Annotated in this window: 10 protein-coding genes and 1 tRNA gene; 9 read left to right on the top strand and 2 right to left on the bottom strand. The window is 40.2% G+C overall.

The window, feature by feature from the left end; genetic code table 11:
• Window positions 1-62 precede the first annotated feature (62 nt).
• The 3 genes from ACNI3T_RS05475 (at window position 63) to ald (ending at window position 5,153) form a co-directional block, all read left to right on the top strand.
• Window positions 63-992 (top strand): ketopantoate reductase family protein, encoded by a 930-nt coding sequence (locus tag ACNI3T_RS05475; RefSeq protein ID WP_418226967.1) that lies wholly within the window; start codon window positions 63-65, stop codon window positions 990-992.
• 144 nt (window positions 993-1,136) lie between these two features.
• Window positions 1,137-3,950 carry a leucine--tRNA ligase gene (leuS, locus tag ACNI3T_RS05470; protein WP_418226966.1) on the top strand — a complete coding sequence of 938 codons (2,814 nt, stop codon included), beginning with the start codon at window positions 1,137-1,139 and terminating at the stop codon, window positions 3,948-3,950.
• Between the two features lie 102 nt (window positions 3,951-4,052).
• Window positions 4,053-5,153: an alanine dehydrogenase gene (gene ald / locus ACNI3T_RS05465; RefSeq protein WP_418226965.1), complete on the top strand. Its 1,101-nt coding sequence runs from the start codon at window positions 4,053-4,055 to the stop codon at window positions 5,151-5,153.
• On the opposite strand, the gene rimM is transcribed toward ald, so the two are convergent.
• Complete coding sequence (gene rimM, locus ACNI3T_RS05460) at window positions 5,150-5,677, bottom strand: ribosome maturation factor RimM (RefSeq protein ID WP_418226964.1); 528 nt, start codon at window positions 5,675-5,677, stop codon at window positions 5,150-5,152. The genes ald and rimM overlap by 4 nt on opposite strands.
• An 11-nt stretch (window positions 5,678-5,688) precedes the next feature.
• Window positions 5,689-6,285: a 30S ribosomal protein S16 gene (locus tag ACNI3T_RS05455; RefSeq protein WP_418226963.1), complete on the bottom strand. Its 597-nt coding sequence runs from the start codon at window positions 6,283-6,285 to the stop codon at window positions 5,689-5,691.
• Between the two features lie 261 nt (window positions 6,286-6,546).
• On the opposite strand from ACNI3T_RS05455, the gene ACNI3T_RS05450 reads away from it, so the two are divergent.
• The 6 genes from ACNI3T_RS05450 to ACNI3T_RS05425 all read left to right on the top strand — a co-directional run bounded on the left by ACNI3T_RS05450 (window position 6,547) and on the right by ACNI3T_RS05425 (window position 14,838).
• Complete coding sequence (locus ACNI3T_RS05450; RefSeq protein WP_322301812.1) at window positions 6,547-6,993, top strand: ferritin-like domain-containing protein; 447 nt, start codon at window positions 6,547-6,549, stop codon at window positions 6,991-6,993.
• A 269-nt stretch (window positions 6,994-7,262) separates the two neighbouring features.
• Window positions 7,263-11,648: a DNA polymerase III subunit alpha gene (gene dnaE / locus ACNI3T_RS05445; RefSeq protein ID WP_418226962.1), complete on the top strand. Its 4,386-nt coding sequence runs from the start codon at window positions 7,263-7,265 to the stop codon at window positions 11,646-11,648.
• 206 nt (window positions 11,649-11,854) lie between these two features.
• Complete coding sequence (gene trxA, locus ACNI3T_RS05440; RefSeq protein ID WP_026914648.1) at window positions 11,855-12,172, top strand: thioredoxin; 318 nt, start codon at window positions 11,855-11,857, stop codon at window positions 12,170-12,172.
• Between the two features lie 79 nt (window positions 12,173-12,251).
• The gene (locus tag ACNI3T_RS05435; RefSeq protein ID WP_418226961.1) at window positions 12,252-13,181 is read left to right on the top strand and encodes a DUF58 domain-containing protein; all 930 of its coding nucleotides are present in this window, start codon (window positions 12,252-12,254) and stop codon (window positions 13,179-13,181) included.
• Window positions 13,182-13,267: 86 nt separating this feature from the next.
• A tRNA-Asp gene (locus ACNI3T_RS05430) sits at window positions 13,268-13,341 on the top strand.
• 300 nt (window positions 13,342-13,641) lie between these two features.
• Window positions 13,642-14,838 (top strand): site-specific integrase, encoded by a 1,197-nt coding sequence (locus tag ACNI3T_RS05425; RefSeq protein WP_418226960.1) that lies wholly within the window; start codon window positions 13,642-13,644, stop codon window positions 14,836-14,838.
• The last annotated feature ends 22 nt before the right edge of the window (window positions 14,839-14,860 follow it).

Below are 14,860 nucleotides of genomic sequence, written 5' to 3'. Positions count from 1 at the left end.
TTGCTTGAACCAACTGATCTTCAGGTTAAACCGAAATAAGTACATTTGAGTAAAAGACGTTTATGAAAATCTTAGTTTACGGAGCAGGTGGAGTTGGCGGTTACTTTGGAGCGAGACTTGCAGAATCGGGTAACAAAGTGAGTTTTATTGCTCGTGGAGAACATCTGCGGGCGATCAAAAAATCAGGCTTGCAGCTGGAAAGTATCAATGGAGATATTACTGTACATCCCGAACTGGTAACCAGTGACATTAATGAGGTTGAGACTCCAGATCTTATATTATTAGGAGTTAAAAGCTGGCAACTTCCGGAGGTCGCTTCAGAATTAAAAAAGATTATTTCCAGAGATACGATCGTGCTGCCTTTACAGAATGGAGCTGATAATTATGAAAAACTCACAGAAATACTTCCGAAGAACAATGTTCTGGCGGGATTATGTTTTATCGTGAGTTATATTGAAAAGCCCGGGAAGATTAAGCACGCTTCTTTTGAGCCAAGGATCGTTTTTGGGGAAGCAGATAATAGCAGATCTGAACGGATTTCGATCATTAGTACGTTATTTTTGGAAGCTAAGATCAATTTTCTTAATCCGGAAAATATTCAGCTGGAGATCTGGAAAAAGTTTCTTTTTATCTGCACCATCAGTGGGATTGGTGGACTTACGCGCGTAAGTATCGATAAGATTAGAAATAGCGCATACCTGTTGGATCTTATGAAACAAACTTCCGGAGAAATCAGGTCGGTTGCAAATGCCAAAGATATTCCGCTTAATGATGAGCATATTGAAAAGGCCTTTCAGATCATCGAAAATCAGCCACAAGGAACTACAGCTTCCACTCAAAGAGATATTATGGAGGGAAAACCTTCAGAAATCGAAAACTTTAATGGCTATATCGTTACGGAGGGCGAGCGACTGGGAATTAATACGCCGGTGAACAAAATGATCTATGAATGCCTGAAGCCCATGGAAGAGCAGGCTAGAAAAACCCTTTAAGTGTTCCTTATTAGCTCTAGAAAAGTCCTTTAAAATTGTATTTTTGCATCCGTATAAAAATGGCAGGAAATATCCCGCCACCTGTGCTTTGGGGTTTTGAACATCCCCGGGCTGTTCACAAGAATTTAGTTAAGCAGATATCACATGAGTTACCACTTTAATACGATCGAGGAAAAATGGCAGAAATACTGGGCGCAAAACCAGACTTTCAAGGCTACCAACAACACCGATAAACCAAAATATTATGTGCTTGATATGTTTCCTTATCCTTCTGGAGCAGGTTTACATGTAGGGCATCCATTAGGCTATATTGCCAGTGATATCTATGCTCGATACAAGCGTCACAAGGGATTTAACGTGTTGCATCCCCAGGGATATGATAGTTTTGGGCTTCCGGCAGAGCAGTACGCGATCCAAACGGGTCAGCATCCTGCGTTGACAACTCAAAATAACATTGCCCGTTACCGGGAGCAACTTGATAAGATCGGGTTTTCATTCGACTGGAGTCGCGAAGTGCGTACCAGTGAGCCAGATTATTACAAATGGACTCAATGGATCTTTATCCAGTTATTCGAGAGCTGGTATGATCTGGAAGCTGAAAAGTCCAGACCGGTTTCTGAACTGATGGATATTTTTTCTTCGGAAGGGAATACAAGGGTTAACGCTGCCTGTGATGCAGATATTGCTGAATTCTCTGCGGAAGATTGGAATCGTTATTCTGAAGATAAAAAAAAGCGAATATTATTAAAATACCGACTTACCTACCTCGCTGAAACTGAAGTGAACTGGTGCCCGCAACTGGGAACCGTTCTCGCTAATGATGAGATCGTAAATGGTGCTTCTGAAAGAGGAGGCTACCCGGTAATTCGTAAAAAAATGACTCAGTGGAGCATGAGAATTTCAGCTTTTGCTGAAAGATTGCTACAGGACCTAAATAAACTTGACTGGACCGAAAGTCTGAAGGAGAGTCAGCGCAACTGGATCGGGAAGTCTGTAGGTGCTCAGGTTGCTTTTAAAGTAATGAACAGCGATGCAGAATTTGAAGTTTTCACTACCAGACCTGATACCATTTTTGGAGTCAATTTTATGACACTTGCTCCGGAACATGAGCTCGTTTCCAGGATCACTACGAATGATCGTAAGAAAGAGGTAGAGGCTTATATTGAAGCCACGGCAAAAAGGAGTGAACGTGAACGAATGGCAGATGTGAAGACTATTAGTGGTGCTTTCACCGGAGCTTATGCAGAACATCCTTTTACGAAAGAGCCCATTCCAATCTGGATCGGGGATTATGTACTGGCAGGATATGGAACCGGAGCTGTAATGGCCGTTCCTTGTGGAGACCAAAGAGATCATGATTTTGCAAGACATTTTGATTTGCCTATTACTAATATTTTCGAAAATGTAGATGTTTCCCAGGAAGCATATGCGGGGAAAGAAGGAACGGTGATCGCAAACTCAGATTTTCTTAGCGGGCTGGAATATAAAGAAGCGCTTAACCGTGTTATTCTTGAGCTTGAAAAAACAGGTCAGGGTTATGGTAAGACGAATTACAGACTTAGAGATGCCGTCTTTAGCCGACAAAGATACTGGGGAGAGCCATTTCCTGTTTACTACGTGAATGGACTGCCAAAAATGATAGATCTGGAACACCTTCCATTAAGGTTACCAGAAGTGGAGAAATATCTTCCTACCGAAACCGGTGAACCACCTTTGGGGAATGCTACTAACTGGGCATGGGATACTGAGAAAAATGAGGTAGTTTCTAATGATAGGATTAATAATTCCACAGTATTTCAGTTGGAATTGAATACCATGCCGGGATGGGCTGGAAGTAGCTGGTATCTTTTTAGATATATGGACGCTGGGAATCCTGATACTTTCGTTTCCGAAGAGGCACAGCAATACTGGGAGAATGTGGATCTTTATATTGGTGGTAGCGAACATGCTACGGGTCACTTATTGTATTCCAGATTCTGGACCAAATTTCTTAGCGATCGCGGGAAACTTACGGTAGAAGAGCCATTCAAGAAATTAATCAACCAGGGAATGATCCTGGGAACCAGTGCTTTTGTATACAGACTGGAAGGAGAAAATGTATTCATTTCAAGCACGCAGATCAAGGGAAACAACGTGCAGCCAATTCATGTCGATGTTTCGTTGGTAAATTCCTCAGATGAACTTGATGTTGAAGGGTTCAAAAAGTGGAGACCTGAATTCGCAGATGCTAAATTCGTGCTGGAAGATGGGCGTTACATTGTTGGTAGGGAAGTGGAGAAAATGTCCAAGTCTAAATACAATGTGGTGAATCCAGATGAGATCTGTGAACGATACGGTGCAGATACTTTAAGAATGTATGAAATGTTCCTGGGGCCACTAGAACAGGCAAAACCATGGAATACAGCGGGAATTACCGGTGTACATAATTTTCTGAAGAAATTCTGGAAGCTTTTCCATAATGAAGAGCAGTTCGTCGTTACTAACGATAAAGCTTCAGCAGACTCTTTAAAAACACTACATAAAACGATTAAAAAAGTAACAGAGGATATTGAAGGCTTTAGTTTCAATACTTCGGTTTCTACATTTATGATCTGTGTAAATGAGCTTACAGCTCAAAACTGTAACCAAAGGGAGGTACTTGAGCCTTTAACTGTGCTTATTGCACCATACGCACCTCACATTGCCGAAGAGCTCTGGGAAAAACTTGGTAATAGCGAATCTATATCCACTGCGGAATACCCGGTTTTTAAAGAGAAATTTCTTGTGGAGAGCACGAAGAACTACCCCGTTTCCTTTAATGGTAAGATGAGATTTACCATGGAACTACCTATGGATATGTCCAGAGAGGAAATTGAAAAGAATGTTCTTAACGATGACAGGACTAAAAATCAATTGGATGGTTCTACCCCTAAAAAAGTCATAGTTGTTCCTGGTAAAATTGTAAATATAGTAATGTAGCCCCTTTAAAATTATCAGTTATAGATGTAAAATGTTATTTATAGCATTTTATGCCCCTGTTTTTATTTTCTTTACTATTTTTCGGAAACAAATTTATCTACCATGAAAGTTGGAATTCCGAAGGAGATCAAAAACAACGAAAACAGGGTGGGCATGACACCTGCCGGAGTGCTCGAACTTTCGAAGAAAGGTCATGAGGTCTATGTGCAATCAACTGCTGGTGATTCCAGTGGTTTTGATGACAAAGACTATCATGCTGCAGGTGCTACGATACTTCCATCCATAGACCGGGTTTACGAGGTTAGCGATATGATCGTAAAGGTCAAAGAACCGATCGAACAGGAATATGGTTTAATTAAAGAAGATCAGATAGTATTTACGTACTTCCATTTTGCTTCCAACCAGGACCTTACGGAAGCTATGATGCGCAGTAAATCTGTGTGTATAGCTTATGAAACAGTAGAGGATAAGGATGGTACTTTGCCATTGTTGACTCCTATGAGTGAAGTAGCAGGAAGGATGGCAATTCAGCAGGGAGCCAAATATCTTGAAAAGCCTGTGCAGGGTAAAGGTTTGTTACTTGGAGGTGTACCGGGTGTTCCGCCTGGGAAAGTACTAGTGCTGGGTGCAGGTGTAGTCGGAGTTCAGGCGGCGAAAATGGCAGCTGGATTAGGTGCGCAGGTGACCGTTCTTGATGTGAACATGAATAAATTAAGGTATGTGAACGATATCATGCCTAGCCACGTGGTAACTGAATTCTCTAATGAGTATAATATTAGAAAACACTTAAAAACTACAGATCTTGTGGTTGGTGGTGTGCTAATCACAGGTGCAAAGGCTCCAAAACTGGTTACCAGAGATATGCTGAAGACGATGCAGCCGGGGGCGGTGATCGTGGATGTAGCGGTGGATCAGGGAGGTTGTATCGAAACCACGAGGCCGACTACGCACGAAGACCCTGCTTACATTATTGATGATATCGTACATTATTGTGTGGCTAATATGCCCGGAGCTGTACCTTATACTTCTACGCTTGCGTTAACAAATGTCACACTACCTTATATTCTCAAACTGGCAGATGCAGGTTGGGAAAAGGCATGTACTCATGATCCATTGCTTGCTAAGGGACTCAATATTGTAAAGGGAGCTATAGTCTATGATCCAATACTGGAGGCATTTGGATGGGATGAAACCTATGCTTAGCTAAGATAAAGGTCTACCAGGCCTTCGGGGGTGATAACTTTTATCTCCTTGTTCTTTTTGTCCACCTTCTCGATAAACTCATCATTCATTGGGATCAGGATCTGTTTGCCATCTTTATCAATTTCGAACAGCGCCTGGGCTGTAGTGTCGTTGATAGAAACGATCTTTCCAATATTCCCGTATTGTTGATCGATAACATCAAAACCTATGATCTCATGAAAATAGAATTTATCGTCGGGAAGCTGAGGTAATTGTTCAAGAGGCAGGTAGAGTTCTGCGCCAATCATGTCTTCCGCATCCTGCTCGGTATCGATATCTTCGATCTTGGCTCTTAGAAGAGTACTTTTGTGGAGGTAAGATCTTTCAATAAAAAATGGAACCAGGTTTTCGTTGTATTCAACGAAAACCGATTCCATTTCTGTGTAAAGTTCAGGTTCGTCAGTGTCTAATTTAATAAGCACCTCGCCCTTAAAACTAAATTTTGCGACGATGCGCCCCAGGTAGAAACAATCTTCCTTAGTCATCGTCTACTGTTTTAAGCGTCTTTCTTATCTTCAGTATTAGCTTCTTCTGCAGTTGCAGCGCCCACTTCTTCTTCAGCAGCTTCGACAGTTGCGTCATCTGTAGCTTCTGCAGTTGCAGCAGCTTCAGCTTCAGCAGCCGCTTTCGTTTCAGCTTCAGCAGCTTCTCTCGCTTCAGCGTCACGTTTAGCGTTTACTTCTTTTTCAGCTTCTAAAGCTTTCGCTTTTTCAGCTTCCTGTGCTTTCGTCAAAGATTCTTTCTTTGCGTCAACTTTTCCCTCTTTCTCTTCCATCCAGGCATTGAATTTCTCTTCAGCCTGTTCTTCAGTTAAAGCACCTTTCTTAACTCCACCTGCAAGGTGTTTTTTAAGTAAGGCTCCTTTGTAAGAAAGGATTGCGCGAGCAGTGTCAGTTGGCTGAGCACCGTTCTGCAACCATTTTACAGCTCCATCAACATCTAATTCGATAGTTGCAGGATTTGTGTTTGGATTGTAGATCCCTAATTTGTCAAGGAATTTACCATCTCTTTTAGCGCGAGTATCCGCGGCTACGATCCAGAAAAAAGGTTTTCCTTTTTTACCGTGTCTTTGTAATCTTATTTTTACTGGCATAAAAATTAAATTTTGAGGTTCTCGACCTCGATTATTAATAAGGCTGCAAAGATACTACATTTTTCTAATTCTGAACACTTTAGCTTTAGATTTTAAAATGGTTTACCGGAGTCTGAAAATTTACCATTTTGGCAGTAATTTTAGTTAAAAATAATGGTGGCTGTTAAAAGAGGTTAATTAGTGCTAAACCCTGTTAAATAGGTTGTTATCGCGGTTTCCTAAACATATCTTTGGGTAACTAATATGAAAAAAAATAAAGCAATGAGTTATTCAGAAAATGTATCTAAGAAACTTAATGAGTTACTAGAAAAGAATTATGACGCCGAGAAAGGATATAAATTGGCAGCTGAAAAAGTAAATAACCAACGATTAAAGAGTTTTTTCTCTGCTCGTGCACAGGAACGTTACGATTTTGGACATGAATTAAAATCTGAGATCAGCAATTTCGGGGAGGCTCCGGATAAAGGATCCAGTGTAGCAGGTGATCTTCACCGTGGATGGATGAATTTAAAAGCTAGCTTATCTGGTGATAAAGATGAAGCGGTTCTTGAAGAAGCTATTCGTGGAGAGAAAGCAGCTGTAGAGGAATATGAAGAGATCCTTAAGGATTCTGAAGTTCCTGCAAGTACTGGAAATGTATTAATGAAGCAAAAGAATGCTATTGTAGCATCTCTTAATGAAGTGAAGGCTCTAGAAGATATTGCCTAAAAACAAAATAGATCAGAAATTAACCAATCTGATCTTACAATATAATCAATGATGCGAACCATGTTTGATTGAAGTAGTAGTAGTTTTTTGTGTTCGTATCAGGCCTCACAGAATTTCTGAAATTTCAGGATTTTGTGAGGCTTTTTTTATGGTTAATAATTCCTTAAAACAAAGTTTTTTATCAGGCTTAAAGTTCATTAATTTAGCGCGGTTGGTTAGCGAAAACTAACCACTTGAATATCTTCTTTTAAGGCTTTAAATACCAAGGAATGTACCTGATTTTTGACACTGAAACCACCGGTTTACCTAAGCGATGGGATGCCCCTTTAACCGATTCTGATAACTGGCCACGCTGTATACAGATCGCCTGGCAGTTGCATGATGAGATGGGTAATCTTATTGAAAATCAGGATTATCTTATACAGCCTGAGGGCTTTGATATTCCCTATGATTCTGAAAGAATTCACGGGATATCTACAGATCTGGCACGGGAACAGGGAATTTCCTTGGATGAGGTACTGGAGAAGTTCAATATTGCCATTCAGAAATCCAAATTTATCGTTGGTCAGAATGTTGGTTTTGACCTGAATATTATGGGAGCGGAATTCATCAGAAGAAACTTTGATAATTCCCTTCAGGAAATGCCAGTTCTGGATACCTGTACAGAGAAAACCGCAGCACTTTGTGAAATTCCTGGAGGTCGTGGAGGTAAATTCAAACTACCTACTCTTACCGAGCTACACGAGTTTCTTTTTAATGAACCTTTTGCTGAAGCGCACAACGCTACCGCAGATGTTGAAGCTACTACCCGGTGTTTTTTAGAACTTATCAGGCAAAGAATCTATACGCTGGATGAGCTCGATGTGCCTGCAGGCTATTTCGAAAACTTTTCCGAAGAGAATCCGGCGAGTATAGAGCTTATAGGTCTAAAGCACATTAACTTAAAGAAAGCTTCAGATAGAATAAGAAAAAGGCTGGAAAAACAGCAGCCTACAGATGATATTTCGAATGAAGAAATTCAGGAGAACCTAGAGAAGCTGGATGAGATACGTTTTGCACATCTTCATAATCATTCACAGTTTTCAGTTTTACAATCGACTATAAGTATACCTGATCTAGTTGCTGCGGCTGCTGAAGAGGATATGAGTGCAGTTGCCCTAACAGATCACGCGAACATGATGGGCGCCTTTCACTTCGTAAAGGAAGTTGGATCCTATAATAAAGGTGTAGCAGAACATAATGCAACGGCACAAGAGAATGGAGAGGAGCTAAAAAAACCATTGAAAGCCATATTAGGATGTGAATTCTTTGTTTGTGAAAATCATTTAGATAAGAGTAGGAAAGATAATGGATATCAGGTCGTGATTCTTGCAAAGAACAAGAAGGGATACCATAACCTGGCAAAAATGTCTTCCAAAGCCTATACCGATGGTTTCTATTATGTACCTCGTATAGACAAGGAAGTAATAAAGGAATATAAAGAAGATTTGATCGTGCTTACTGGTAATCTATACGGTGAAGTTCCTAGTAAGATCCTGAATGTTGGTGAAAAACAGGCTGAAGAAGCTTTGTTATGGTGGAAAGAAGAGTTTGGTGACGATCTTTATATCGAGTTGATGCGTCATGATCAGGAAGATGAGAACAGGGTAAATCCCGTGCTCGTGGAATTTTCTAGAAAACACGGCGTAAAACTAATTGCAACCAACAATACCTATTACTGGAAACAGGAAGATGCCAATGCGCACGATATCTTACTGTGTGTAAAAGATGGGGAAAAGCAGGCTACACCAATTGGCCGCGGAAGGGGTTATCGCTATGGCTTGCCTAATACCGAATATTATTTCAAGTCTGGAAATGAAATGAAGCGGCTTTTCAAGGATCTTCCAGAAGCTATTAGTAATATCCAGGAAATTGTAGATAAAATTGAGCCTTTTGAGCTGGCCAGAGACGTTTTACTTCCAGCATTTGAGATTCCTGAAGAGTTTCAAAGCGAAGAGGATTTGGTAGATGGAGGAAAAAGAGGCGAAAACGCGTTTCTGAAGCATATTACTTTTGAAGGAGCTCGAAATAGATATCCAGAGATCACCCCAGAGATTGAAGAACGACTCAACTTTGAGCTGTCGGTAATTGAAAACACCGGGTATCCAGGTTACTTCCTTATTGTGGAAGATTTTATCAGGGCTGCACGGGCTATGGGAGTTTCGGTTGGACCTGGACGTGGATCTGCCGCGGGATCTGTAGTCGCATATTGTCTATGGATCACCAATATTGACCCGATTAAGTATGATCTGCTTTTTGAGAGATTCCTGAATCCTGATCGTGTGAGTATGCCTGATATTGATATCGACTTTGATGATGAAGGTCGAAGCCGGGTTATGGATTATGTGATCGAGAAATATGGTGCGAACCAGGTGGCGCAGATCATTACCTACGGAACCATGGCGGCAAAATCCTCCATAAGGGATACTGCAAGGGTGCTGGATCTTCCTCTTATGGATTCAGACAGGATTGCGAAACTTATTCCGAATACCAAGCTGGGAAAACTGTTTGCCATGGATGAAAAGACCATCCGGTCTAAATTTCGTGGAGATGAAATTGAAAAAATCAATGAACTTCTAAATATTGCTGAAGGGGATGATCTGGAAGCAGAAACAGTAAACCAGGCTAGAATCCTGGAAGGCTCAGTTAGAAATACAGGAATACATGCCTGTGGGGTGATTATTACTCCCGGGGATATTACCAATTATGTGCCGGTTTCGGTGGCTAAAGATTCAGATCTTTATGTTACTCAGTTTGATAACTCGGTCGTTGAAAGTGCCGGACTGCTAAAAATGGACTTCCTGGGTCTGAAGACCCTTACCCTGATCAAGGATACTGTGAAGATCGTAAAGGGAAGGCATGATATAGACCTCGACCCTGATAGTTTCCCTCTTGATGATGAAGAAACCTATAAATTATTCCAGAGAGGAGAAACGGTAGGTATTTTCCAGTACGAATCACCGGGTATGCAAAAACACATGCAGGCCCTAAAGCCCACGGTTTTTGATGATCTTATCGCCATGAACGCCCTGTATCGACCTGGGCCTATGGAATATATTCCAAGTTTTATTGCGAGGAAGCATGGCGATGAAGAGATATCCTATGACCTTCCAGAAATGGAAGAATACCTGGAGGAAACTTATGGGATCACAGTATACCAGGAGCAGGTGATGCTGCTTTCGCAGAAGCTGGCAGGATTTAGTAAAGGTGAAGCCGATATGCTTCGTAAAGCGATGGGTAAAAAACTTGTTGCATTACTGGCGCAATTAAAGCCAAAATTCATAGATGGCGGTAATGCAAAGGGTCATCCTGCAGAAGTATTGGAAAAGATATGGAAAGACTGGGAAGCCTTCGCTTCTTACGCATTCAATAAGTCTCACTCTACCTGTTACGCCTGGATCGCCTATCAAACCGCATATTTAAAAGCGCATTATCCTGCGGAATATATGGCAGCCGTACTCTCCAATAATATGAATGATATCAAGCAGGTAACGTTCTTTATGGAAGAGTGCAAAAGAATGAAACTGAATGTTTTAGGACCCGATGTAAATGAATCCTACTATAAATTCTCTGTAAATAAGGAAAATGCAGTAAGATTTGGAATGGGTGCGATCAAAGGAGTTGGATCCGGAGCTGTGGCAACCATTGTTGAAAACAGGAAGTCTAAAGATGGTCCTTACAGATCTATTTTTGACATGGCGAAAAGGATAGATCTAAGATCTGCAAATAAAAAAGCGTTTGAGAATCTTGCCCTTGCCGGGGGATTCGATGGGTTTGGTGGTACACATAGAGCGCAATATTTCCATGACGATGGTAACGGAATGAGCTTCCTGGAAAAGGTGGTGAAGTATGCGCAGAAATTCCAGGAAAGTCAGAACTCTTCTCAGGTTAGTCTTTTTGGGGAAGCTAGTGATGTTCAGATTCCAGAGCCGGAAGTTCCACCTTGTAGTGAATGGGGAACTATGGAGAAGCTACGAAGAGAAAAGGAAGTGGTGGGAATTTATATTTCTGGACATCCACTGGATGACTTTAGAATAGAAATGAGTTATTTCTGTAATGGTAAATTGTCAGATTGCAGGGAGCTGGAAAGCATCGTAAATAGAGAACTCACCATTGGATGTGTAGTGGTCGATGTACAGCACAGGGTCTCTAAGAATGGGAAAGGCTGGGCGATATTCACGGTAGAAGATTACGAGGAGTCTTACGAGTTCAAAATATTTGGAGAAGAATATCTGCGTATGAAACATTTCTTTGTTCCTAATAACTTTATTCATCTTAAGATTTTTGTGAAAGAAGGCTGGACTAATAAGGATACCGGGAAAAAAGGAGAGCCAAGAATACAGTTTCGGGATATTAGTTTGTTACATGATATTATGGATAAGAATGCGAAGAAACTAACTATACAGCTTAACGTTCAGGATCTGAAAGCTGAAAAGATCGATTGGTTAAATGACACATTTAATGCGCATGAAGGCGAATGTCAATTACAATTCATAGTTTATGACATGGCAGAGCAGGTAAAACTAAAAATGCCCAGCCGGAAACGTAAAGTGCAAATTTCGCAGGAACTTATTGAGGAGTTGGAAAAGGAACAGTTTATATATAAGTTGAATTAGATTCGTAATTTGTGAATTGTTTGAGCCAGCGATAGAGGCAAGCTACCATGTAGCGTCGAAAGCGCGGTCACGCGACAAGCGTGAGGCTCCCTTATAAAACCAAACAATATACTTATAGTCAAATGCAATATAGAGGCTGTAAGGATTCTTTATATTATTGACTACTTTTACGAATCGAATGTTAAATAAATAAAATTACAGATATTATGGCTATTGAAATAACCGACGCGAATTTCGAAGAACAAGTATTAAAGAGTGATAAGCCGGTAATGGTGGACTTCTGGGCTGCATGGTGTGGACCTTGTAGAATGGTAGGACCAATCATTGACGAGATAAGTTCTGAATATGATGGAAAAGCAGTTGTTGGTAAGCTTGATGTAGATGCAAACCAGGAATTTGCCGCAAAATATGGTGTTCGTAACATCCCAACTGTTCTTGTATTTCAAAACGGAGAAGTTGTAGGTCGCCAAGTAGGAGTTGCTCCAAAGCAAACTTACGCAGATGCTATCGACCAGTTATTGTAATAAACGATGATCAATATATTCAAGCCTCGCAGTAGCGGGGCTTTTTTTATTAAAAAACTATACCTATTTTCAGTCTGAAATGAAAATAGAGAAGGAGCTACATAATACCGGAGGTTTTCTCAATCTCGATCTTTTAGCCAGACAAGTAGTTGAAGGCTATATTTCTGGAATGCATAAAAGTCCGTTTCATGGTTTTTCTGCAGAGTTTGCTGAACATAAGATCTATAATAATGGGGAGAGTACCCGGCATATAGACTGGAAGTTGTTTGCGAAGTCTGAGAAACTTTATACGCGGCGATACGAAGAGGAAACAAACCTGCGTTGTCATCTTATAATCGACAACTCTGCTTCCATGCATTACCCTAAGATCGAAAAGCAGGAGAGGCAGCGCTTAAATAAGATAGGCTTTTCTGTACTTGCTTCAGCCTGTCTTATGGAGATCCTTAAAAGACAGCGGGATGCAGTTGGAGTGAGTGTTTACAGCGATGAGTTTGAATTCTATGCTCCGGAAAGATCTGGGGAGCGACATCATCATATGTTGTTAAACAAATTTGATGAGATTCTAAAATCTGATAAGGTTCGAAGTTCTACTGATACCTATACCTATCTACATCAAATTGCGGAGAAGCTGAAGCGTAGAAGTCTCGTTTTTCTATTTACAGATATGTTTCAGGAAGATACTGATGAGGAGAAGCTGTTCGAAGCTCTAAGACACTTAAAATACAACAGACATGAGATCGTTCTTTTCCATGTGATGGATCAAAAAAAGGAACTTGAATTCGATTTTGAGAAGAGTCCGCGTAGATTTACGGATGTGGAAACGGGTGCTGAAATAGATCTTTATTCTGAAAATATTAGAAATACCTACCGCGAAGAGGTTAAAAAGTACCTCGAAAATTTAAAATTGCAATGTGCGAAGTACCGGATTACCTATGTAGCTGCAGATATCAATAAAAATTTTGAAAATATTTTGACGACCTATTTACTTGAGAAACAAAAGTTTGGATAGATCATGAAATATTATTTTTAAAAAACTTAAAAAAACGTTTGCTCAATCTAAAAAGGGACGTATATTTGCCCTCGCAATAACGCAACGGTCTGGTAGTTCAGTTGGTTAGAATACCTGCCTGTCACGCAGGGGGTCGCGAGTTCGAGTCTCGTCCAGACCGCAAAGTTGCAAAAAAGCTCCTCTATACGGGGGGCTTTTTTTGGCGCTAAAGATTAGTTGTGTTGTTTTTGTTCCCTGAAAGGGGAATGTGTAGTTAACCGCCTTATAATCCTTGTTGTGTGGATTTGCGGTTAACCAATGAAAAGCTTTTTTCCACTTGGTGGGAGAAGGCTTTTTTGTTTTTTTATATTCTTCACATTACATCCTTTTAAAGACTTTCTAACGAAAAAAGGTGAGCTCAGAGGTGACCTGAAAAGCTTCTGAGGTGAGCCATTTTATTAATCAATAAAATCTAAGTCTTATGAAGGTTCTATTTTTAATCCAGAGAAAGAAAGTTAACAAGCGAGGGTTCTTGCCTATCATGTGTAGAATTACATATCAGAAAGAACGTAAGGAATTTTCAACAGGTATCATGATTAAGCCAAATTGGTGGCTAAGTAAATCTCAAGAAGTTAATAGTAACACACCTAATTCGAATGTTTTCAATTCGCGGTTGATCCAGATTCGTCAAAAACTTAATAGAACGCACCTTCTGTTAGAGGTTCAAAACTCCCAGTTTGATGTAGGAGATATTTTAAGAGTTTATCGAGGTGAAACCATCAAAAGGGAGCATACACTTGTTACCGTAATTGAAGAGCACAACCGTTATAATAAAAGACTAATAGGAAAGGAGTTAAAGAAAGTGTCTTGGCAGAAGTTTGAAAATACTTTATTTCATGTCAAGGGTTTCTTAAAGTGGAAATATAAGCAAACCGATATTAAGCTTGGAGGACTGAGGTATCAATTTATTGTTGATTTAGAATACTATTTGAAGGTAGTTGAGAACATGCAGCAAAGCACTATTAATAAGAATACTCAGCGCTTTAAGAAGATGATCACTTTTGCTGTAGCTCAAGGGTATATTTCAGTTAATCCGTTCTTACTGCATAAGCCTAAATCCGTTAAAAAGGATGTTGTATATCTTACTGCTAATGAACTTAAGGCCATTGAGGAAAAAAATATTAATATAAAGCGAGTAGCAGAAATAAGGGATTGCTTTGTGTTTTGCTGTTACACGGGGTTAGCTTTTAAAGAAATGAGTAATCTTAGGGAGGGTAATATCATGCAAGGACAGGATGGAGCATTTAGGATTCAAATGGTGCGTCAAAAAACTGGGAAGAAGATAAATATACCTTTGTTGCCTAGAGCTTTAAAGGTGTTTAGGAAGTATCAAGGCACTCTAACCGATGATAGGGTTCTCCCATCTAAAACTAACGCTCATTTTAATGCTTATCTGAAGGAAATAGCTGACCTCTGTGGGATTCAAAAGAATTTGACTCATCATTTAGCCAGAAAGACATTTGCAACTACTGTGCTGCTCTATAATGATGTGCCAATGGAAATAGTTAGTAAACTCCTTGGGCACTCTAGGATTGGAATAACTCAAGCTCATTATGGTGAGATTTTGAATGAGAAAGTGGACTTGGAAATAGATCGACTATCCAGAATATTGAGCTGATTTTTGAGGTTAGAGATAAAAG

The organism is Christiangramia qingdaonensis (assembly GCF_048381525.1).
Lineage (GTDB): Bacteria > Bacteroidota > Bacteroidia > Flavobacteriales > Flavobacteriaceae > Christiangramia.
The sequence above is the reverse complement of the archived record's forward strand: the minus strand, read 5'-3'. Positions and strand labels throughout refer to the sequence as shown.